This window comes from Phycisphaerae bacterium, from assembly GCA_019636475.1.
GTDB lineage: Bacteria > Planctomycetota > Phycisphaerae > UBA1845 > UTPLA1 > JADJRI01.
Genome location: JAHBXN010000001.1, coordinates 273,061 through 294,704, shown reverse-complemented (window position 1 = coordinate 294,704; position 21,644 = coordinate 273,061). Strand labels below are relative to the sequence as shown.

Here is a 21,644-nt window from a genome sequence, read left to right as displayed (position 1 = left end):
TCAGCGACCGCGTCATACCGCTCGCTGCGCTACAGCCGAATTCAATCCTGTCGAGTCGGAGTCGGCTGCAGACGTCCTCGAGCTTGCGTTTGCAATCGGCCAAGGTGGGTTTGTCGGTAGGAACGGACCCCCATCGGCAAGGCCGAATCAGCGGTCCGCCGGACGTCGGCGATCGGTTCCTATAGCTGTTTTACTGTAGCGACCAGCGTCGGTTCAGTCAACGAAAGGTCACCGTTTACGCCGGTCGCGGGATTGTCCCTTTCGGTTGGCATTTGGCCGGTTGATCGATTCAAAGGTTGGCGGACGAGACGGTTATCGGCTCGCCAATATGATTCGTTTCCGCGATATTGCCGGTCATGATGCTCTCGGAAGGGATGCCGACGACTGCATTCGGATGGACAGACTGGCTGGTCATCGCGGGCTACCTCGCGCTGACGACCCTGCTGGGCGCGCGACTGTCCGGTAAGCAGACCACGATTCGGGAGTTTTTCCTGGGTGGGAGGAAGCTTCCGTGGTGGGCGATTTGCGGATCGATCATTGCCACGGAGATCTCGGCCGCAACGTTTATCGCGGTGCCGGCGACGAGTTTCGCGGCGGGGGGTGATCTGACCTATCTTCAACTGGGACTGGGGGCGATCCTGGCGCGGGTGATCATCGGCCTATTTTTCGTGCCGCGCTATTTCGACGAGGAGATTTACAGTCCATACGACTACATGGGCGCGCGACTTGGTCCGCGCGTCAAGACCATGACGACGCTGTTGTTCTTTGTCGGGGGGGTGCTGGGACAGGGAGCGCGCGTGTATGTCGCGGCTTTTATTCTGCATAACGTCGCCCAGATTGAATTCATCGCTTCGATCTGGATCATCGGCGTGGTCGCGATCGGATGGACTCTTCTGGGCGGCATCACGACGGTCATCTGGACCGATTTGATTCAGTTCGGCGTTCTGATTCTCGGGGCGATGGCTGCACTTTTCTACAGCGTCTCGGCGGTGGAGGGTGGCGTGGATGAGGTTGTTCGAATCGCCAATGACGCCGGGAAGCTGAGGTTGCTGGACACGCGGGCGGATCTGACGCTGGGACTGACACTTTGGACGGGCCTGATCGCGATGCCATTTCTGAATCTGGCCGCGCTTGGGCTGGATCAGGTCATGGCTCAGCGAATGTTCTGCTGTAAGACTCGCTCGCAAGCGAGGCTGGCGATTATCGTGAGCAGTGCGGGGCAGTTGATCGCGCTGCTGATGCTCCTCGTTGGTGTCGCCATTTATGCGTACTACCAGCATCATCCATTGCCGGCCGATGCGGCGGCGTTGATGGCGAAAGAGGCGACGAATATCCTTCCATATTTCATCGCGCGTCAGATGCCTCATGGCATCCGCGCGATCATCGTCGCTGCGATCCTGGCGGCGGCAATCTCCTCGCTGGATTCGGCGCTGGCCGCGCTGTCGCAGACGACGGTCAGCGCGTTCAAGCAGCGTGCGATACAAGTTGCTCGTCGCATCGGGCTGATTCGAGGTCGTGCGCCGAGTGACATCGGGCTATCGAAGGCGCTTGTTGTAATCTGGGGTGTCACGTTGTGTCTGATGGCAACGGCGTGCATTCCGATTCGCAACCAGTTTGAAAGCGTGATCGAACTGGTGCTTGGGCTGGTGGCCTTCACGTATGGGCCGCTGCTGGGGATCTTTCTGCTGGCGTTTCTGCCGCTGAACAGGGATGACCGGGGGTTGGTCTGGGCGGTGGCGATGTCGGTACTGTCGGTGTTCGGTCTGGTGGTGCATTCAACTCCGTGGATCATCGGCGATTTCCGTATCGCCTGGTCGGACGGTCTGGTGTGGCTGGGATGTTCGTCGGCGCTGTTGCTTGCGGTTCGGCGTTTTCGCGATGATCTGTCCCGGGTCGGGTGCATCTCGTTGACCTCGGTGCTGGTTCTGGTGCTGCATCATGTGGCCGCCGGGAAGGGGATTGACGGCAGTCCGGTCTATGCTCATCCGTTCTGGGGTTTTCCAGTGGGGACGGTTGTGACGGTCTTCGTGGGATGGGTGCTGGGCCACCCGCGACGCGGAAAAAACGGGTCGGTATAATGCCGCGTTTTGAACGACGGACGAACCATCGACGGGAGACCGAACCACATGGCGATCAATCTCAAAGGCCGCGACTACATCGAGACGCAGGATTTTACGCTGGCGGAACTCAACCATCTGCTCGAAGTCGCGAAGGATCTGAAGGCGAGATTTCATCGCGGCGAACCGACGATCCTGTTACCCCATCAGACTGTGTTCCTGCTCTTTTTCGATAACAGCACCCGCACGCGAAACGCCTTCGAGGCCGGAGCGACTCAGCTCGGCGCTCACGCGCATTTCCTGGATAGCAAGGTCACGCAGATCGCCCACGGCGAGACAGCGAAGGACACCGGACTGATCCTTGGATCGATGGGACACGGCATTGCAATTCGCCATGATCTGATTCTGGACGAAGGCAATAAATACATGCGCGATGTGGCGGCGGCGACGGAAGTTCCCGTCATGAACATGCAATGCGACATCGATCATCCGACGCAGACGCTTGCCGATATCATGACGATCCGTGAGGTTTTCGGAGACGACCTGCGTGGTCGAAAGATCGCGGTCAGCTGGGCATATTCACCGTCCTATGCCAAGCCGCTCTCCGTGCCTCAGGGTTTGATCACGCTGATGACGCGATTCGGCATGGACGTGACACTCGCCCATCCGCCGGAGTATCGGCTGATGGACAAGTGCATGAAAGCCGCACGAGAAAACGCCAGGGCGGCCGGGACGAAGTTCGAGGTCGTCGAGAACATGGACGACGCGTTCAAGAACGCGGACATCGTGTATCCCAAGAGCTGGGGTCCGTACGACCTGATGATGGAGCGACGAGACGCGCGGAGCGACGCCCAGATGAAGCAGATCGAGGAACGGATGCTTTCGATGAATGCGAAGTACAAGCCGTGGATCTGCAACTCGGAGCGAATGAGACTTGCGCGAAGCAACGCGATATACATGCACTGCCTGCCGGCCGATCGCGGCGCCGAGGTGACGGATGCCGTGATTGATGGTCCGCAGTCCGTGGTCTTTCAGGAGGCGGAAAACCGCTTGCATACGGCGAAGGCAATCATGGCGTCGACGATGCGAGAGCGGCCGTTCAAGTAAGCGTGTGGTGCGCGGGAGCCGCGGGATGAGGTCGCCCTCAAGATCTTCTACGTAGAGCCGATTTTCTCAACCAGGTCAGGTGGAACGTCCAAATGAAAACCGTCGTCGCCATCGGCGGCAATGCGCTGATCGCTCCGGGGGGGCGTGGTGACATTGGCGAGCAGTTTGCCCGCAGTCGCCTCGTCGCCCGAACACTCGCGGACCTAGTCTTCCAGGGATGTCAGGTGACCGTGACTCACGGGAACGGACCGCAGGTCGGTTCGATCATGCGCCGCGTGGAGATTTCCTCCGGCGAGGTCTATCCGATCGACCTGGGTCTGGCCGTCGCGGACACGCAGGCGGGCATGGGCTACATGATCAGTCAGACCTGGCGCAACGAGATGCACAATCGGGGGCGTGACCGTGAGTGCATTGCAATCGTCACGCCGGTCATTGTCGATGCGGATGATCCGGCATTCGCCAATCCGACCAAGCCGATCGGCCCGTTTCTTTCGGAGGAGCGCGCGCGGCAGCATGCCGAGCGCGACGGCTGGAAAATCGTTGAGGACGCCGGTCGAGGCTGGCGGCGGGTCGTGGCGTCGCCGAAGCCTGTGGCGGTAGAGTGCATCGACACGATCAAGAAGCTGGTCGCAGCCGGCGAGCTAATCATCGCGGGGGGCGGGGGCGGCATCCCGGTCATCATCAATGAAAAAGGGGAGCGACACGGCGTGGAAGCCGTGATCGACAAGGACTTCACGAGTGCCATAATAGCGGCATCTGTTGAGGCGGACGTACTGGTTCTCGTCACGGCCGTCGATCATGTGTATGTGAATTACGGAAAGCCGGATCAGCGGGGACTGACCCATGTGCGCGTCGCGGAGATCGAAGGGCACATCGCCGACCGGCAATTTCCGGCCGGTTCGATGCTGCCCAAGATTCAGGCCGCGGTGCAGTTTCTAAAGGATCGCGGAGATCCAACGGCGCGTGCCGTCATTGCCGATCTGGACAAGGTTCCTGCCGCGCTGGCGGGCGAAACCGGCACGACGATCACGTTGTAAGGCGCTCGCCGAAGCTGACGTGGTTATGAATCGCCGCTCGAATGAGGCGCCCGGCCGGATTTATTTCGGCGAGAGGTCTCAAACCGGAATCGCCGGAGCCCGACGATCGCAGGATTAGGCTCAGGCGGTCAATTGTTGCATTCGGTCCCAAAGCCCGGCGGCGCAGTGGGCGGCGTGTTCTCTGGCCGCGCGTGCATTGACACGGGTGGCCGTCCGGTCGCGAAAGACCGCTTCCCCGTCGATGAAGACCGAATCGATATGCTGCGGACCCATCGCGAAGATGAAGTGGGCCGGCGCATTCTCCGACAATAGCGGCGTCGCGGGTACGTAGTTCGTCAGGATCAGATCGGCAGCCGCTCCGGCTTCCAACCGGCCAAGCGTCACGCCGAGAACCCCGCTGGCGACCCGTGCATTGTGGGCGAGCATGTCGAGGAATCGTGCCGGTGCGAGTCCCGCGTCACCGTTCGCGCACGAGTCGCGATACTTGAACCACGCGGTTCTGCATTCGTTGAACATGTCGCCGCCAATGCCATCGGTTCCGAGCATGACGCGGGTCATGTGGCGGATGGGGGCGTAGCCCACGGCGTTGTTCATATTGGATCGCGGGTTATGGGCTATTCCCGCGGCGATGGATGACAGACGCGCGGCATCCGCCGGCGAAAGATGGGTGCCGTGGCCGAGAATGGATCGCGCGATCAGGCTGTCCGCGGCAGCCTCGCCAGGCGGCAACAGTCCGCAATTCCGAAGCCGGTCGAGAAGCGGCAGGCCGTGGATTTGTCGGCAAATCTTGTCATCGCACGGGTCTTCGGCGACATGAATATGCAGCCCGGATCTGTATTCCTCCGCGAGGCCGGCACATGCCAGCAATGACTTGTCCGATAGCGTGAAAGCGGCATGTGCACCGACCATCGCGCCGAATCGGCCATTGGGGTCGTTCAGTCGAAGCTTGTCCAGATAGCGGCGATTTTCGAAGAGCCCGGCCTCGAAGCGGGCAGGTCCGTTACGATCGGTGACCTCGTAACAGAGAATGGCGCGGAGGCCGACTTCAGCGATGCCGCGCTCAAGCAGATCGAGGGATCCATCGATGTGGTTCGGCGAGGCGTGATGATCAATGAGGGTGGTGGTGCCGCAAGCCATTGCGTCCATCGCGCCGATTCGCGCGGAGACTTCGATCGATTCGGCATCCATCGCGCGGTCAAGCCGCCACCAGATGAACTTCAGAATCTCGTGGAAGTCGGCGGGTGCGATCGGCGGCATGGGCATCCCCGCGGCCAGCGCGGAGTAGAGATGGGTGTGCCCATTGACAAGCCCCGGCAGGACGACCGCTCCGCCGGCGTCGATGACGTCGTCGCCGGGTTGCGCGGTGACGCCCGTTCCGGCGGCATCAATTCGATTGCCGACGGCGCGAATTGCACCGCATTCGATCCTCACTGGATCAAGGTGGAAGAGCGTGGCATTAATAATCGACAGCGACATATGCCTGCGATTCGAAATGTGAGCCCTGGTTTGAGCCGCGACATTCGGGTCCTCTGACCCATCTTCGTACGTCGTAGTCATCGGAGCGAGCCGGTCTGCCGCGGCATTCGCCGATTCTCCGGCATCCCCAAGGGCGATGGTGAATCGGAATTGTCATTTCAACGATTCGCCAGTCATCTCGCATTCGATCAGTTTAACATATTCGGCGGCGGTCGCATCCGAGATCGCCGGGCGAGTGTATGTCAGCGTCAGATTCAGTCGATCTGCGAATCTCGAAAAGACGGGATTCAAGCCGGGTGGCGTCGTATTGGGTCCGCCGCCCCAGAGATTCGAGACGGTGGCGTCCCCCATCCGTCGGACCGGCGAGTCGATTTCGCCGTAGAACGAATTGCCTGTCGCGAAACTCCCTCCGCCGAATGGCAGAGCGAACACCAACTCATAGACCCATGCGTGAATCAGCGATGCGGCCCACATCATCGTCCATTGCAGCAGGTCGCCGCGGCGCTCGTGGTAACTTGTGAGCTGGTTTGTGATCATCTCACCGATGGCCTGCGGATCGGCGGCGATCCCGCGCGGGATGCAGAGCATTGGCGAGATAAGATAGTTGCCGTTCATGGGTCGCCTGCTGAAGAGCTTGCCGGCCGGATCGGATGAGCCGACGCGCATGGGCAGGGTGATCAGGTAGGCGTCCGTTTCGATGCCGCGCTGAAGGTACAATCGATGGACCGCTCGAACGATGCTGGCTGCAAGATGCCTTGCGTAGAGGAGCGGGCCGGATGGCATTGTGAGCCTGGCGGCGGCTTGCACGCGACGTGTTTCCTCCGCAGACAGATTTCGATGAATCACGCGGTGATCGATAGGCCCGGTCGTAGATTCGGGCGGCATCAAGCGAATCCGGGATTTGCTGTGGGTGCGTTGATAACTCGCGCCGCGTGCGAACAGCCGACAGCGGGTCGGCAAGCCGTGTGCTGCGATCGGATCAATAATCTCGTGATCGTCGGCGAGGGATGCTGGCCTTGGCGACTGACCCGCTCCACATCGTGACAACTCGCCGAGAAACCATTGCGCGCCTTCCGCGTCCATCAGCGCATGTGGCCAGCGGATGATCAGGCGAGCGGAGTAGTTCGGAAGGGCGTAGTGCTCCAACCGAACGAGCGGGTCGGCGTTTGTATTCCAGTTGGTGACGTTTCCGACCGCGGAGCGCTCCGCGAGCGTTTCCCGCCAGTGCGGATCATTTCGCAGGTCTTCGTGGCGAAACGCGCGATCGACCGCGCGATCAAGATCAGAACGCGCGGGAGCATGTACGGTCCACATCGGTCGCCCGGTGATGAGGGTGCAATCAAAGCGGCCCAGAATCACTGGGTGCTCCTTGATAACGGCAGCCAAGGCGTCTCGCAGCCAGTCCGCTCTCAGTTCTCCCTCCAGATCCATGAGCATGAACGCGACGTTTCCGCCTTGGCCGCGCCGAGCATTCATTCGGTGCTGACCCCAGAAGAGGTAATCACAAGGATTGAGACGGAAGTGCTGGGCCATCGTGAAAGCGATTATGGAAGACATCGCGGGAAATGCAACGTGGCGGATTGTGAGCGCCATGCGGCGGGGAGCGGTTTCGCGGCGAGCGACGATGCGCGGGCCGTGTGATTTGGCGTGATTGCCTTATAATGCGGTCATTCGGCTCGAAGGGCTTTTTGCCGCTCGTGTGGCTAAAGGGAATTGATCCAGTACGGAGTTCCTCATGATTCAATATATGCGTCTGGGAAAGATACCGCCGAAGCAGCACGTCAGCTTCTACGACGAAGGCAAGCTGCTGATGGAGCAGTGTTTTACACGCCAGGGATTCGAAGGGCCGTACTCGACGCTGTATTTTCGCACGCCACCCACCGACGAAAACGCGGTGGAGCGGCTTTCGATCGACGGGTTCTGCCCGTTCGAACCGCTTGACGAGCAGCCGCTGTATCGACGGCACGTCAGGACGCAGGCTCTGAAGCTGTCGGGTGATTTTCTCGATGCGCGCCGCGTGCTGATGTACAACAGCGACGTCCACATCTGCATGGTCAAGCCGACTCAGATGTCGAGTCGGTTTTTCTGCAACGGCGATGGAGAGGAACTTTATTTCATCTACAAGGGCAGCGGCCGCGTTGAGTCGATCTTTGGTATTACGCCGTTTCGCGAGCGAGACTATGTGCTGATCCCGCGCGGCACGCCTTATCGCATCGCATGGGATGCAACCGGGACGGGGGGCGAGTCACCTGAGTACCTCGTGTTTGAGGGGCGAGGCTGGATCGATATTCCCAAGGAGTTTCGTAATTCCCACGGTCAGATCACAGACTATGCACCCTATTGCCATCGGGATTTTCGCGGACCGGAATCGCTGCTGATGTATAGTGAGGCGTCGCACGGCAAGCCGCCGTACAAGCTTGTGGTGAAACGCGAGGACACATTGACCGTGCACTTGTTCAAACACTTTCCTCACGAGGTGGTGGGATGGGACGGCAGTGTTTATCCCGTGGCCTTCAATATCGAGGACTATCAGCCGCGCACGGCCAGCGTGCATCTGCCGCCGACGACCCACATCACCTTTGCCGGCAATGAGTTCGTGGTGTGCAGCTTCGTTCCGCGAAAGGTGGACTACTACGACCGTAACGGTGTGAAGGCGATACCCTGTCCTTATGGCCATGCGAGTGTGCATATGGACGAGATTCTTTTCTATGTCGCCGGCAATTTCACGAGCCGGCGCGGAATTGACAGCGGATCCATCAGCCTGCATCCCGCGGGCATCCCTCACGGGCCGCATCCCGGCACCTATGAGCGGAGCATCGGACACGATCGCACGAGCGAACTCGCGGTCATGTGCGATACATATAAGCAGTTGAAATTGACGAAGCTCGCGCATGAACTGGAGGACAAGGACTATCATCTGACGTGGGTCGCGAAGGAATCCGGCGAAGCGGATGCGCCAGGCGCGCGTTGACGGCTGTCCCGGCGATGGACGCGATCGTCGCTCGTCATGAACCGGTTGATGCGCGAACGATCGTTTCGTAGATTTCGAGCCCGCCTTGATATCCAAAGAAGCAGAGCGTGATGACCAGTGCGGCGTTGGTGAGGTGCCCGGAGCGAAATTCGCGAGGGATCGCGCGGCTGTTATTTAGCAGAAGCAGTGTCAGCGCGAGAAACGGCATGAAGAAGGCGCCGAGGACCGTGTAGGCGAGTTGAATCGTCGCAGACGGCTGCCACAGTAGAATAAGCGGGACAATCGAAATCAGCACCAGGCAGACGCGGTAGGTCGTAGTGCGGTCATAAACAATCATCCGCCGCTCCTGCGCCGTGTGGCGACGGCCGAGCAGGATGAGGTCGGTGAAGAAGTAGGGTGTGCTCTGCCAGACGCCGAGCAAGCTCGAGAACACCGCACCCCAGAAACCAATCAGGAACACCCAACGACAGACGGGGCCTGCCGTGCCGACGGCATTCTGCAACTGCTCAGCCAGTTGCAGTGCGACTGAATCGCCCCCGCCGGACAGCGAAAGCTGCGATCCGATCAGGATCATCGCCACGCCGAAAAGCCCGGTCATGGCATAGCCTGCCGCGAGATCGATGCGGCTGGCTCGCACGCCATCCGCTCCGCGCCGGCCTTCTTCGCGAATCCAGTACCCGTAGGAGAGCAGTGTCACCGTTCCGCCGACACCGCCGAGCACGCCCAGCAGCCACTTTCGGCCTGAAGGATCGGTCGGGAACTGCAAGCTGGCCAGGTCCGCGGCAGCGTCGCGCCGAATGATGATCAATGCCGCGGTGACCAGGACGGTCACGAACATGACACCGATGCAGACGCCCATGACGCGTTCGAACAGCCGGAAACCGCCCAGCAGCACGAACACCAGGCCGACGATGGAGTGAACGACTCCCCAGATGATCTTGGCGCGAGCGGGATCGTCGCCGATCGGAAAAAGCGCCAGCCCGGCGACTCCGCATGCATTGACCATCGCGCCACCGGTAACGAAAGCCCAGATCAGCAGGTAACCGAAGAAAACGTAGCGAACCCATTTGCTGAGCTGTTCATGCCAGCCTTCGAGCAGCGTCGTCTCCGTCGCCATCTGCCAGCGGGCGAGGCCCTCATTGAGAAACCATTTCAGCACGGAGCCAACGACGGCCGCCCACGCCAGTCCTGCGCCGACGCGTGAACCCGCAAAGGCCGCGGTGATCAGATCGCCCGAACCGACTCCCGTCGCGGCGACGAGTATTCCGGGCGCGAGTGAAATGAGGATTTGACGCAGCCGACCTGACATCGTGGCCGCCATTGTGTCGCGGGCCGCAGCCGATGCAAGCCAATGGCTGCAATGCGAATGTGATGCTCGTCCAGTGGACTGGGTTTCAGCATCGGATCCGAGCGTGCCACGACGGATGCACGGCGAAGCTTCGTGTGGACAGAGTAGGCGATTTGCTCACCCGCGAGGTCGCAGGCCGGGTCACCACCGAACATGCACTTACATGTACATGCCGCCGTTGACGCCGATGACTTCGCCCGTGATAAACGAGGCCGCCGGCGACGCGAGGAAGACAACCGTCGCAGCCACTTCCTCCGGCTTGCCCAGCCGGCCCATCGGAGTGAGCTGGCGTACGGCATCGAGCGCGGCATCGGGGACGTCGGCGGTCATATCGGTTTCGATGAATCCGGGGGCCACGGCGTTGACCGTGACGTTCTTCTTGGCGAACTCGCGTGCGAGAGTCTTTGTGAGGGCGGCCAGACCGCCCTTGGCGGCGGCGTAGTTGGCCTGACCGAAGTTGCCCATCTGGCCGACGATGCTGCTGATGTTGATCACGCGGCCCCAGCCGGACTCGATCATCGGCTTGATTGTGCGGTAGATGACCATTGCGGGGCCTGTGAGATTGGTCGTTAGCACTTCATCCCACATCTGCCGGTCCATCTTGACGAACGACTTGTCGCGCGTGATGCCCGCGTTGTTGACGACGATCTGGACTGAACCGAAGTCCTTGAAGACGGCTTCGACCATGCGATCGTTGTCTTCGGTTTTTGAAACGTCGGCCATGTAGACGTGGGCCTTGCGGCCCATCTTGTTGATTACGTCGGCGACTTCCTCGGCCCGTGCGCGGTTGTGTGCATAGTTGATCGCGACATCGGAGCCTGCTTCCGCCAGCGCGATGGAGATGGCGCGACCGATTCCGCGTGAGCCGCCCGTGACCAGACTCACCTTGCCGTCGAGTACGCCCATGATTGTCACCTCAAGTTTCTGAAGACGTGCAACCGTCGGCCGGAGAAACTTCCGGATCGGACCTGCGAAAGCGGATTGTAACGGGGTCGGCGGGCAAATGCGAAGCGAAAAACGGGCGGCGGCCCATTGCTCGCTTGTCCAGTGAGTGGCACGGCACACGCTGGCTCGCCCGAAGGGGTTCGGGAGCTGCGCGCGGCACCAACCTGCACCTGCGGCGGACCCCGATCGACATCCAGCGTGCGGCAGAGCCGGCAATGTTCCGGCGGAGCGGATCTTCGGTCGGGCTGCAGCGGCGATCCGTTGGGTTGGGAAACAGAATGTCGGGCGGCTCGGCGGGGCGCGGCCTCACGCCGCCGGATGCCAGCCGGCATCGACCCAGAGCGAACCGCTGACCGCCGAGTTCTTGAGCATGAAGACGATCGCATCGGCAATCTCGGCGGGGCGGCAAAGTCGCCTCAGTTGCGTGTGGGGGAGAATTTGCTCCCTGATGAAATCCTCACCGAGTGATCGAACCATCGGCGTGTCTGTATAGCCCGGATGGATGATTGCGCACCGCGTGCCGAAGTAGATGGCCTCTTTGGCGAGCGTTGCTTGTGCGCCTTCGAGTCCGGCCTTTGCTGTCGCGTACGAGATCTGACCCTTGTTGCCGGATGACGACACAGAACCGATCAAGACGACACAGCCTTGCGCGCCTTCTGAAGAATCCCATCGACCCAGTCGCCGGCGCACGCGATCTGCCGCAATGCTTGCGATGGTCTCGATGGCCCAGTAGATGGGTGCAATCAGGTTGATGTCGAGCAGTGTCCGCATGTCGTCCAGTGGATAGATGTCGGCCTTGCCGGTTTCCTTATCGATTTTGAGCGACAGGCGATCGCGCGTGATCCCTGCTGCCGGAACGCAGAGCTGGACCGCGCCAAACCGCTGGTGCATCGCGGCGAAGACCGATTTGCGAAAATCCTGACTCGTGACGTCGCCGATGAACGGAAAGGCGACTTCGCGCCCTGCCGTCGAATTCAGATTTTGTGCGGCATCGGAAACGGCCGCACTTCGATCGACCATCGCGATGCCGGTGACTCCCTCTTTTGCCATTGCTTCGCAGGTGGCCAGGCCAATACCGCTGGCTGCGCCCGTGACGACCGCTGTTTTACCTTTGAGTTCCATGATTTAATACCCCTTTGCCGGATCATTCGGCGCTTTGCGTGCCGAGACGACTCCCCCAGATCATTGCATCCTTGCACATGCCGCGCTGGGCGGCGATTTCCGTTCCGTGGACGATACGTCAGATTCTCTCGCTGCGCTCTCCCAGCCACTCGCAAGCCCTGGGCCATAACTCCTTGTGCGCTTTGCTGCCGACCGACAATCCGATGTGGCCCGCCGGGAATGTGATCGACTTTCGATCGGTCGAGCCAATTGCGTCGTTGAACGGCGCGCTCTGGCCGCAAGGTACGAGGTGGTCGTTCGATGCCATGAGATTGAGCACGGGGCAGGTGATGTTGCGAAGGTCGATCCGCTTTGTGCCCAGTCGCATCTTACCCTGGAGGAGCAGGTTTTTCTGGAAGCAATCCTTCACGAATTGCCGGAATGTTTCGCCGGCGACGGGGATGTTGTCGTTGCCCCATGTTTCCATCGCGACGAATTCCTCGACGAATTTTTCGTCCGTCATTTTCTCATAGAAGCCGAACCACTTCTCGATCAAATTGCTGACCGGCTTGAGAATGGCGAAGGATCCCTGAAGCCACTGGGGCGGCGCGTTGCCGAATGCGTCGATCATTGCATCGACGTCGAAGTATTTCGGATCCGTCCATGCACCCAGGAGGCTTTCGCGGCTGGACCAGTCGATCGGAGCGGCCATCAGTATGAAGTTGCGAATCATTTCCTGGTGGAGCGAAGTGTACATCGCGCTGAGCGTTCCACCCATGCAATAGCCAAGAAGTGAAACCTGATCGACCTCGCAGAACTTGGCGACCTCGCGGACGACGTTGTGCAGGTAGCGCTCGACATAGTGTTCGATGGTGAGGTGGCGGTCGGATTCGGAAGGCACGCCCCAGTCAATCAGGAAGACGTCGAAGCCCGCGCGGAGAAACTGCTGAACGACGCTTTTGTGCGGCAGCAAGTCCAGAATGTACGGCCGATTGACAAGTGCGAAGCAGAGTATGATCGGCGTGCGATACTGCTTCGGGACATCGGACTCGTAATGGAGAACACGCAGCTTGTCTTCCTGATAGATGACCTCGCTGGGTGAAGCCCCGACCTTCACGCGCTGGGCGATTTCCATGATCTTCGGCATGGCCATCATGCGCTGGCGAAAGCCCTCGACATCAGGGAGAAAGGCGGATGCGTTTTGCGGGAACATCGCCGCGAACGGGTTCGTAAAGGTGCTGTTCATGAGTGGGGCCTCTCGAGACCGTGCTGTAATCGTGAAACGTCTCGTCCGGGTCGTGGTTCTGTTTAGCGTTTGCCTTTGCCGCCCGCCTGCCGTTTGGCGCGGGTCGCCGAAACGGAGGGACGCTTCGTCAGGCTCGCCTTGACGCCGCGTCCGCTCCGCTGCGACTCTTCCACTGCTGCGACCTTCTCCTCCAGTGCATCCAGACGGTTTAATACGCGATTCTCAATTCCCCGCATGAGGCTCGCGATGTCGTCGACGTCGGCCCGCACGGGCGCCTGCATTCCTCTTTGGGCCTTCACGAGGAAGTCGTCGAAAAGCCGCTTCATCTGCAGCGACTGATCCATGGTTTGCTTCATGGCTGTCAGAAACTGCTCTGATCGCATGAAGTCGTCGGCGTACTTCGCCATCGTATCAAAGAAGATGCGCTGCATCTGACGCGATGACTCCGTAAATGCCGGGACAGGACCGGCGCCATTGTTTGCGGCAGAGCCGTCCACGCCGACGCGCGACATGAATTCGTTCCAGAAATTTGCGAATGGATCGGTCGTGATTCGCTGATCAGCCATGTTTTGTCTTCCCTGGCGGCGACTGCGCCGCACGTAGAATGAAAAATGCCACGGGAACGACTGGGTCGCGCCCGTGGCCTCGGAATCGTTACACCGGCGTGCGGGGTGTTGTCCTGTTCATGATGGGCACCGAAATGCCGGGAGTCAGTCGCTGTTGTTATTGCAAATCGGCTGCCGCAATGAACATGGATGCCGGTGGCATCTGTCCGGATCGACCTTCGGCCGCGAAGGCCGGCCTGCCGGGCGGGCAGTTTATCACTTGCCCTTGGGCGCGGTCGAACTGATCGACTTGTTGACGAAATCGCTCATGTTCTCGATGGTGGCCGTGGTCGTCCTGGTGAACATTTCGACATTTGACTTCATCATGTCGAACATGGTCGAAAACATGTCGCGGCTCATGACGAACATGTCCTTGTTGTCGCCCCGGGTCGTCTCGAACGCCTTCTTAATGACGTTCATGCCATTCTTGCAGTTCTCGTCGAAGGACTTCTGGGTCTGCTCGGCGTTCTTGCGGACCATGTTGATCGTGTCGTTTGCCATGACTTCGAACTTGCTGCGATAGTCATCCATGGAATCGCAACCGTTAAACATGCCGGTGACAGCCTTCATGGTGTCCTGCTGGAACTTCACGCTGTTATCGTAAGCAGTTCGGAAGTTCTCGTTAACGGTCTTGAACATGTTGTCCACGCCGTTGTTGTTCATCGTCTTGCTGTCCATCGTCTGCGCTGCCATCGTCGTTGCTCCTTACTCGAAACTTTCCTTTTCCTCAGTTCGGTGTTGTTCCCGATTTCTGCTATAACTATATCGTCGTCTTTTGCGGTCGGCAACAGAAATTTGTGCAATCGCAAAAAATACCTGGATACACGTAAGAGCATTGAATATAATGCTTTACATTTACTGAATGTTGGTGGATTGTGCGATTAACGTAAATTTATTGCGTTCGCGAAATAACGAGGAAGGGTAAAGTCATGACCCAGTCCAGTGCACCGCGGCGTTTCGAGATCAAAAAATATCCCAATCGCCGCTTCTATGACGTCTCTCGCAGCCGGCATGTCACGCTCTCGGACCTCCACGATCTCGTTCGAAGCGGCAACCAGATCCACGTCACGGACTCCGCCACCGGTACCGATATCACCAACGTCGTGCTCGCCCTGATCATCCTTGAACACGATCCGCCAAAACTTGATTTGTTTCCGTCCTCACTGCTGCACCAGGCGATTCAGGCCAACGAACAAATGATCCGGAAGTTCATCGATCAGTACTTCGCCGGCGCGATGGACGCGTTTGTCCAGTCCCGCAGGCAATTCGACGATTACCTCCGGCGAATCGGATTCAGCGCGCTCACGCCCATGGCGCCATTTGACTGGGTGCGCATGCTCATTCCGAATGGCGGGATCTCCGGCGCGGGGCCGCATGGATTCGGCTCGGGTGCACAAAGCGGTTCGAATCAGCCGTCCGCCGATGCGGCGCGCGAGTCTCCCGTCGAACCGGTCATGGGCGGCGGGCGATCGGACCCGGGAGGCGAGCCTGACAGCGATCCGGGTTCGCTGGCCGCCCTGAGAGAGCAGATGGACGTCCTTCGTGCTGAACTGGAAGCGCTGCGAACCGCCGCCAGTCCGGTTCGCGGACGACCGAAGAAGACTCAAAGACCGAGTAATCCCCGGAAGCGAAAATGAGCACAACCGGGGGTATGTCGCCGCCTGGCTCGTCGCGATCGGCGATGCAGGACGGCCGCCCGGGTGGGCGAAGTCCCGCAACGGCTGCTTGCCGAATCCGACGGAGAGTCGTATAAAGTAGGGCAGTCAATCGCTGGCGTAGCTCAGTTGGTTAGAGCATGGGATTCATAAACCCAAGGTCACTGGTTCGACTCCAGTCGCCAGCAGTTCGGGCCTGATTTCATTCCGATTCGCCGATCTTCGTTGAGGTGTGGAATTCTCCTCGGAGGCCGATCTACTTCTCGCCGGTCCAGACAATCGCGATCAACCGCTGGCCGGTCATGAGCGGGGTATCGAGATTCGGCGGACATTCGATCCGGCCGTCAGGGTTTTCGATGGCGATGACCTGAGCGCCGTAGTGCCGTCGGAAATCGGCGTCGCGTAGTGACTTGCCAACGACATCAATTGGGACGAGCAGCCGCTGTATCATGTCGGACTTCATGGGCGCGACGCCCATGACCAGCTGCTGCAGCTTGCCCTCCTGCTCAATCGCCACTAGGCCCGTGTGTTCGCGGAACATGACCCGGTGCATTTCGGCGAGGTGATTCTGAATCTGCTCGTAGACCTGTTTTCGGGAGAGCATTCCGACCCAGTTTGCCTCGGGACCGCGCTGCACGACGGGGAGAACCTCGTGATTACCCCGGCGGAAGACCGCCAGCGCGCTGTAGACGTCCGTGTCCGGGTGAACAGTGTCAAGCTGCTCGGTCATCATGTCGGCGGCGATGACCACTTCGGCCATCGAAGGCTCTTCCATGATTCGCTGGATGTCCGGCACTGACACGAGGCCGCGCAGCCTGCCTTGTTCGGTGACTGCGAAGACCGGGCGGGTACCGGGGCGAATCCGCTCGATCATTGTTCGGAGCGGCGTCTCGGGTGACACGGTGTCAGGCCATGTCGGCTCCATGACATCCGCGACCTGCCAGTTCTCCAGCAGGTGGACGACGGCGTCTCCCGCGTGAGCCGGCGACTGCGCGGATGTTGGAACCTGTTCATCATTCAGTCCCCAGCGACGGCCGACCACGTAAGCGCTCATGCATACGAGCATAAGCGGGACGATCAGGCCGTAGCTGCCTGTCATTTCCATCACCATGACCATCGCGGCGACGGGCGTGCGCATCCCCGCGGCGAGAACGCCTCCGATGCCGACAGGAATCAACGCCTGTCGGAGATGTTCCGGTATCTGCCCTGGAAAGAGCGCTTCGAGCAGTGCTCCCATGAAGGCGCCCACGGTCCCGCCGATGAAAACACAGGGGCCGAAGTTTCCCCCCGAGCCGCCACTCCCGACCGTACAGACATTTGCGATGCACTTTGCAACAGCCACCGCGCCGAATAGCTTCACGAAGTTCCACGAACCAAAGGCGGATTCGATGCCCGATTCGCGGAATCCGGTCATGGCGTTCTGAACGAACTCGTATCGATAATCCATGACCTGGGGGAGCATGCAGGCCAGCGCGCCGGTAGCCAGTCCACCGATTCCCGGCAGCAACCATTTCGGCAGGGACGAATTGGGCACGAGGCGATGCTCAGCGTAGAAGAATGAAGCGCTGAGGAAAATCGAGATCAGCCCGCAGAGCGGGCCGAGAAATGCGTAGGGGACGAGTTCCCACGGGTGAGCAAACGTCAATCCGCCGCTCAGATTGGTGGACAGCAGGAAACCGCCGCTGCCCAGACCCCCGAGAATCGTTTTGAACGTCGTGTAGGCGATAACCGAGGCGACAAACGAAGGCACCATCGCGCCGGACTCGAACTCTTCTTCGCTGTATAGAACGCTCGTTGCAAACAGCGCGCCGCCCAGAGGACATTGAAAAATCGCGCCGACGCCGGCTGCGCAGCCGGCCAGGAGCATGTATCGTCGCTCGCGCGCGGTCAATTTGAAAAGCCGTCCGACAGCAGAACCGATCGCCGCGCCCAGACCTGCGATGGGGCCTTCCGGCCCGGCGCATCCGCCGCAGGAAATGACGCCGACCGAGGCCAGGCTTCGAACAAGCGGACCTTTGAGCGGAAGATGACCGAGGCTGTGATGGAATGCCCGGGCGACGGCATTGGTTCCGTGCTCGCGCGCCGTCGGGACAAATCGCGTCGTGATGATTCCCGACGCCAGTCCGCCCATCGCCGGAATCAGCAGCAGGACCCATTCAAATCGGAACGTATCCAGGCCGCCGAGGTTTGCCACACGGCCCACGATATGGTGCGTTCCAAACTCAAGCAGCGCATGGAGGGCGGCGGCGGCAAGCCCACCGAGGACACCGACGACAATGCCGAGAGCGAACAGGCGTGTCCAGCGGCCGGCCGGTCCGCGGAGGTCGGCCATGCCGCGCATGATGGAAGCAGAAGCATCGAGCATTTTTTCAATTCGGCCAGGAGCCGGGATCGATGATAGGGCACTGGCCGAAGCGTCGCTAGTTTGGGGATTCCCGCTTCCGCGGCGGCGGTGCATCGGGGAATACGGTTTTCAGAGCCTTTGTAAGGCTCTTGAGCGGCTGCGGCGTGATTATCGGCTCAGCCAGCGTGCCCGTGACGCGAACCTCCATGATTTCCCTCGCCGCACCTTCGAGAAGATCGCTCAACAATGGGACTTTGATGCGCACCGGGCTGCCAGCCAGCAGCACGAGATCGATCTGATTCGACCCAAGATCGAGGGTTCCGCTCCCGATGAATGACATTGCCTTGCCTTGCAGGTCGATCTTCTGGAACGTCACGCGATCTTCTGAAAGATAGAATTTCAGGAGTCCGTCGTGAAACACGTTTTCATCCGGTGTGAGATTGAGAACCTGGAATATCGCAAGGATCAACGGGAGCTTCCAGACCTGGGCCTCGCGGATGTAGAATTCTCCGCTGCCCTCGTTGTACCCGTTCCGTCCGGTCATGCCGCTCAGAATAAGATTGCCGGTCACGCTCCCCTTTGCAATGTCCGCATTCGCCGGGGTTGCCGTGGGGGACCTGGGTGGATGGTGTATCATGATGTATTGATCGAGCTGCATGTCCCTGGCCGTGATCGAAGCTCTGTACTCGGCGCGGCGCTTTCCGAGCTCGATCTCGACGGATCCGACTGCATCGCCCCCGTACATCTTTGCGCGGGCCTCATCGATGGTGATGACCCTGCGGTCTTCTGAAGTCCGGAGGCGCGCTTCCAATCCGTTCACCAGCCATCCGGCCATTTTGACCGTCTGTGCGGAGACTCTTGCATCCAGATCGACGCTGCCATCGCCGGCAACGAACCCCTGCCCGGTGATGCATCCGTTGAAACTCTCCAATTTCAGTCCGATCTTCGCGTTGGTCGCCGCCATCGTCATGGCGCCGGAAAAACGCCATTCAAGCCGGCCTTCTTCGTCTGTCGTGAATTGCAGCGGGAGAAGTGAAAGGTTGAATCGGCCGGTCGCCTGGGTGGCTCGGACGAATTCCTGAAGCGCCGTGGGCAATGCCGAAACGAGGGTCTCGTCAAAGGACAGATCCTGCGCTTCGATCCGCAGCACGCCCTGAAGTCCCGACGCTCCGAACTGAAAATCGCCACGAATCTGAATCGTCGCGTCTTGGGACCGGGCCGAAAGCTGCACAATTTCAACGCGGTCGTTGATGACCATGAGCTTGCCGTTGACCGCGGTCAATGGCAGCGGGAAAGGTCGAAAGAGGATTGCCGCGTCGATCAGTTCGATTTCGGTGCGATGGAGTAGCCGGCTGTTCAGCTCGTCCGTTTCTGTTCGGATGTGCGTTCGAATGCGCACCTTGCCATGCGGATTGAGCATTGCCCAGATGTCCTTCAGGCCCGTCGGCAACGATTCGTGCAGCGTCTCATCCAGCAGCACGCCCCTGGCGTTGAAATCGAGATCGACCACACGGCCGCCCTGCGTCGAGCGGCGGACGTCGCCTGAAGCCTGAATCGCGGCTGCGCCGTGACTTGCATTCAGTTCGAGAATTCGCACGCCATCGTTGTCGATTTCGAGTTCGCCGGCGGCATGTTCGAGCAGATAGGGAAACTGTGCATACTGGATTGTCGCGTCCTGAAGCTGCGCGGAAAGATCCCACTGCATGTCGCCGCCGGATTTGTGCGTGGACACGATGCCGACAAGATCGACGACTCCGACCGGGCGGAACTGCGAAAGTTCCGCTGCGATCTTCGAAGGCATTGATGCGACATACTCGGCGTCCATGCGAATGCCAGTCGCCTCGACGCGCACTTCCATTTCCGGATCGCCGTCGGCCGGGACGATGGCATAACCGTCGAACTCCATCGATGCGCCGTTCGAATCGCCGGATACGCGGTTGATCTGAATGCGATCACCATCCACTTCAAGCCGGCCGTGGATATTTTCAAGCACATACGGGTGCGGCTGAACCGATGCGCTGACATCGACCAGGTCGATGGTGAACAACTGAGTCCATTTCGGCTTCGGTTGATCCTGTAACACGCCGGGGCGTTGAAGCCGTGTCCTGACATGCGCCATTCCGCGCGGCCGGAACCGCTGCAATACGCTTTTGTAGCGATCCGGCAGGGCCTCGAAGAGTTTGGCGTCAAGCGGGATGGATGTGGCCTGGATGTCCAGATCGACATCAGGATAATAGGTGTGGACGTCAATGAGCGCATTGATGTTGGCACTCCCGCAACCGTGGCGCCCGTGCAGATTTTCAATTCGCACATGCGTTCCCGCGAAATGGATGGTTCCACGAACCTCGTCCAGCGGATACTTGAACCATTTTGCGGAGCCTCGCATGCCCAGCGGTATGACATAGCCGTCCGTGCGCATCGTGCCGGCCTGGTTCGCACGCCGCGTAAATTTCAGGTAGGCGTTGAGCTTTCCGTGCGGGCCGTAGTCCTCGAGAAAATTCCGCAGCGCTCCGGGCGTTCGGGCATTCTCGGCGAGCAGCCGATTGCGCGCTTTGCCCTCGGGTACGGGAAGATCCCGTGCTTCAACGGTGACATTGACTCCGAAATCCTTGAATTCGTCGGCTGTCGTGTTCCAAAGCTCTCCATGGACGCGACATGGGGCGTTATTGACTTGTCCGGCTATGTTCATATGAAAACGATCACCGATGATCGTGATCGAGCCGCGCACATCATTCATGTGCACCAGGCTCTCATCGCTCGTCGGCGGCGATCCGGCGTCGGCGGGTTCTTTTGGCTTCTCGCTCTCGAGAATTGCCAGCGGGATATCGCACTGCACCCGGCGAAGAACGATTTCGGTGTCTCGATTTTCCTGGCTGAGCGAGTCATAAAGCAGCCGCGAAAGTCGCACCTCGCCGCGCAGCGCGATTCGATCGAACAGATCGCGCGCGGTTTTGGGAAGTTGCAGGCGGATCGTGCGGGCATCGACAAACGGCGTGTTTGCCACCATCCGCTCGCCGGGATCGAAATAAACCGTGGTCCGTTCCACGGGCTCCGAATAGCGACGGACCTCAATGTAATAGCCGGTTTCGGCTTGAGGGTGTGGCCGGACATCCGCGTCGAGCCGCTCCTCACGAGTTTCTCGGGTTCCCGTTGAATCGATGCCGACCACGACCGCCCGCGCGGACCGAAGCGTGATGATCGGTCGATAGGTTTGTCGGCGGTCTCCGACGTTTTTTTTCTCGGCGGTCAGGAGCTGCCAGTTTCGAAGGCCCGTATCGACGTTGTGGCGCAGGTAAATCGTCGGCTCGACGGCGGTCACCTGCTCGACGCGCAGTTTCCCAAGAATCAGCAGCCAGGGGTTGTGAACGAGTTTCAGCGCGGGCGACGAGAAGATCAAACGCGATGAAAAGTCCTTCGCGGTCGGATCAAGTCGATCGTCGCTGGGCACGGCCAACTGCACATCGTGTAGCGTAATGCCATCAAACATACCAAAGCTGGCGCTGCCGACCGAGATTTCGAGTCCGCCCGGCGTTGATTTTCTGATGAAGTCAATCGCACGCTGCCGAATTGCCGCGTCACGCGTCGTCAATAGATAAATGCCGAAGCCGGTTAGAAGCAAGGCAAGCGTGGCCGCTCCGATGCGCTCACGGGCCACGGAGACCGGATGGCGCAGGAATGTCGTGCTCGCGAAGAATCTTCGCCAATGCTCCAGTCGGGATGGTCTGTATGATGTCTGAGGCATCAACGTTCGC

The 21,644-nt window shown here is 59.8% G+C and carries 15 protein-coding genes and 1 tRNA gene; 6 read left to right on the top strand and 10 right to left on the bottom strand.

Translation table 11 applies throughout. The features are described from left to right. The first annotated feature begins 356 nt into the window (after positions 1-356). The 3 genes from KF841_01270 (at position 357) to KF841_01260 (ending at position 4,201) form a co-directional block, all read left to right on the top strand. Complete coding sequence (locus KF841_01270; protein ID MBX3393975.1) at positions 357-2,078, top strand: hypothetical protein; 1,722 nt, start codon at positions 357-359, stop codon at positions 2,076-2,078. Positions 2,079-2,126: 48 nt separating this feature from the next. Beyond that, a complete protein-coding gene (locus tag KF841_01265) occupies positions 2,127-3,164 on the top strand; it encodes an ornithine carbamoyltransferase (protein MBX3393974.1) in 1,038 nt (345 codons plus the stop codon). 92 nt (positions 3,165-3,256) lie between these two features. Continuing rightward, positions 3,257-4,201 carry a carbamate kinase gene (locus KF841_01260; GenBank protein ID MBX3393973.1) on the top strand — a complete coding sequence of 315 codons (945 nt, stop codon included), beginning with the start codon at positions 3,257-3,259 and terminating at the stop codon, positions 4,199-4,201. A gap of 120 nt (positions 4,202-4,321) precedes the next feature. On the opposite strand, the gene KF841_01255 is transcribed toward KF841_01260, so the two are convergent. After that, complete coding sequence (locus tag KF841_01255; GenBank protein ID MBX3393972.1) at positions 4,322-5,677, bottom strand: amidohydrolase family protein; 1,356 nt, start codon at positions 5,675-5,677, stop codon at positions 4,322-4,324. 153 nt (positions 5,678-5,830) lie between these two features. Then, positions 5,831-7,234, bottom strand: a complete 1,404-nt coding sequence (locus KF841_01250) for a hypothetical protein (GenBank protein MBX3393971.1) — start codon at positions 7,232-7,234, stop codon at positions 5,831-5,833. Between the two features lie 178 nt (positions 7,235-7,412). Between KF841_01250 and KF841_01245 the strand changes: the two genes are divergently transcribed. After that, positions 7,413-8,648, top strand: a complete 1,236-nt coding sequence (locus KF841_01245; protein ID MBX3393970.1) for a homogentisate 1,2-dioxygenase — start codon at positions 7,413-7,415, stop codon at positions 8,646-8,648. A 34-nt stretch (positions 8,649-8,682) separates the two neighbouring features. On the opposite strand, the gene KF841_01240 is transcribed toward KF841_01245, so the two are convergent. From KF841_01240 to KF841_01215, 6 genes are all read right to left on the bottom strand, one after another. Next, positions 8,683-9,957 (bottom strand): Nramp family divalent metal transporter, encoded by a 1,275-nt coding sequence (locus tag KF841_01240; protein MBX3393969.1) that lies wholly within the window; start codon positions 9,955-9,957, stop codon positions 8,683-8,685. A 198-nt stretch (positions 9,958-10,155) separates the two neighbouring features. Continuing rightward, positions 10,156-10,902, bottom strand: a complete 747-nt coding sequence (gene fabG / locus KF841_01235) for a 3-oxoacyl-[acyl-carrier-protein] reductase (protein MBX3393968.1) — start codon at positions 10,900-10,902, stop codon at positions 10,156-10,158. Positions 10,903-11,247: 345 nt separating this feature from the next. Beyond that, positions 11,248-12,063, bottom strand: coding sequence for an SDR family oxidoreductase (locus tag KF841_01230; GenBank protein MBX3393967.1), 816 nt, complete (start codon positions 12,061-12,063; stop codon positions 11,248-11,250). A 118-nt stretch (positions 12,064-12,181) separates the two neighbouring features. Then, positions 12,182-13,288 carry a class III poly(R)-hydroxyalkanoic acid synthase subunit PhaC gene (gene phaC / locus KF841_01225; GenBank protein MBX3393966.1) on the bottom strand — a complete coding sequence of 369 codons (1,107 nt, stop codon included), beginning with the start codon at positions 13,286-13,288 and terminating at the stop codon, positions 12,182-12,184. 62 nt (positions 13,289-13,350) lie between these two features. Further along, positions 13,351-13,854 carry a hypothetical protein gene (locus KF841_01220; protein MBX3393965.1) on the bottom strand — a complete coding sequence of 168 codons (504 nt, stop codon included), beginning with the start codon at positions 13,852-13,854 and terminating at the stop codon, positions 13,351-13,353. Positions 13,855-14,109: 255 nt separating this feature from the next. Beyond that, entirely contained in the window at positions 14,110-14,586 is a 477-nt protein-coding gene (locus tag KF841_01215; GenBank protein MBX3393964.1) for a hypothetical protein, read from the bottom strand. 236 nt (positions 14,587-14,822) lie between these two features. On the opposite strand from KF841_01215, the gene KF841_01210 reads away from it, so the two are divergent. Further along, positions 14,823-15,530, top strand: a complete 708-nt coding sequence (locus KF841_01210) for a hypothetical protein (protein MBX3393963.1) — start codon at positions 14,823-14,825, stop codon at positions 15,528-15,530. Positions 15,531-15,662: 132 nt separating this feature from the next. After that, positions 15,663-15,736 (top strand) — tRNA-Met (locus tag KF841_01205). A gap of 68 nt (positions 15,737-15,804) precedes the next feature. Here KF841_01205 and KF841_01200 read toward each other — a convergent pair. Together KF841_01200 and KF841_01195 are read right to left on the bottom strand one after the other, a co-directional pair. Further along, positions 15,805-17,913, bottom strand: coding sequence for a chloride channel protein (locus tag KF841_01200; protein ID MBX3393962.1), 2,109 nt, complete (start codon positions 17,911-17,913; stop codon positions 15,805-15,807). 55 nt (positions 17,914-17,968) lie between these two features. Next, positions 17,969-21,634: an AsmA-like C-terminal domain-containing protein gene (locus KF841_01195; GenBank protein ID MBX3393961.1), complete on the bottom strand. Its 3,666-nt coding sequence runs from the start codon at positions 21,632-21,634 to the stop codon at positions 17,969-17,971. Positions 21,635-21,644 lie beyond the last annotated feature (10 nt).

Excerpts from the sequence above, each read along its gene's own strand:
- KF841_01240 (MBX3393969.1), bottom strand. The coding sequence starts at position 9,957 with ATGTCAGGTCGGCTGCGTCAAATCCTCATTTCACTCGCGCCCGGAATA.
- KF841_01230 (MBX3393967.1), bottom strand. The coding sequence starts at position 12,063 with ATGGAACTCAAAGGTAAAACAGCGGTCGTCACGGGCGCAGCCAGCGGT.
- KF841_01215 (MBX3393964.1), bottom strand. The coding sequence starts at position 14,586 with ATGGCAGCGCAGACGATGGACAGCAAGACGATGAACAACAACGGCGTG.
- fabG (MBX3393968.1), bottom strand. The coding sequence starts at position 10,902 with ATGGGCGTACTCGACGGCAAGGTGAGTCTGGTCACGGGCGGCTCACGC.
- KF841_01270 (MBX3393975.1), top strand. The coding sequence starts at position 357 with ATGATGCTCTCGGAAGGGATGCCGACGACTGCATTCGGATGGACAGAC.
- KF841_01265 (MBX3393974.1), top strand. The coding sequence starts at position 2,127 with ATGGCGATCAATCTCAAAGGCCGCGACTACATCGAGACGCAGGATTTT.
- KF841_01260 (MBX3393973.1), top strand. The coding sequence starts at position 3,257 with ATGAAAACCGTCGTCGCCATCGGCGGCAATGCGCTGATCGCTCCGGGG.
- KF841_01220 (MBX3393965.1), bottom strand. The coding sequence starts at position 13,854 with ATGGCTGATCAGCGAATCACGACCGATCCATTCGCAAATTTCTGGAAC.
- KF841_01195 (MBX3393961.1), bottom strand. The coding sequence starts at position 21,634 with ATGCCTCAGACATCATACAGACCATCCCGACTGGAGCATTGGCGAAGA.
- KF841_01255 (MBX3393972.1), bottom strand. The coding sequence starts at position 5,677 with ATGTCGCTGTCGATTATTAATGCCACGCTCTTCCACCTTGATCCAGTG.
- KF841_01200 (MBX3393962.1), bottom strand. The coding sequence starts at position 17,913 with ATGCTCGATGCTTCTGCTTCCATCATGCGCGGCATGGCCGACCTCCGC.
- KF841_01250 (MBX3393971.1), bottom strand. The coding sequence starts at position 7,234 with ATGTCTTCCATAATCGCTTTCACGATGGCCCAGCACTTCCGTCTCAAT.
- phaC (MBX3393966.1), bottom strand. The coding sequence starts at position 13,288 with ATGAACAGCACCTTTACGAACCCGTTCGCGGCGATGTTCCCGCAAAAC.
- KF841_01245 (MBX3393970.1), top strand. The coding sequence starts at position 7,413 with ATGATTCAATATATGCGTCTGGGAAAGATACCGCCGAAGCAGCACGTC.
- KF841_01210 (MBX3393963.1), top strand. The coding sequence starts at position 14,823 with ATGACCCAGTCCAGTGCACCGCGGCGTTTCGAGATCAAAAAATATCCC.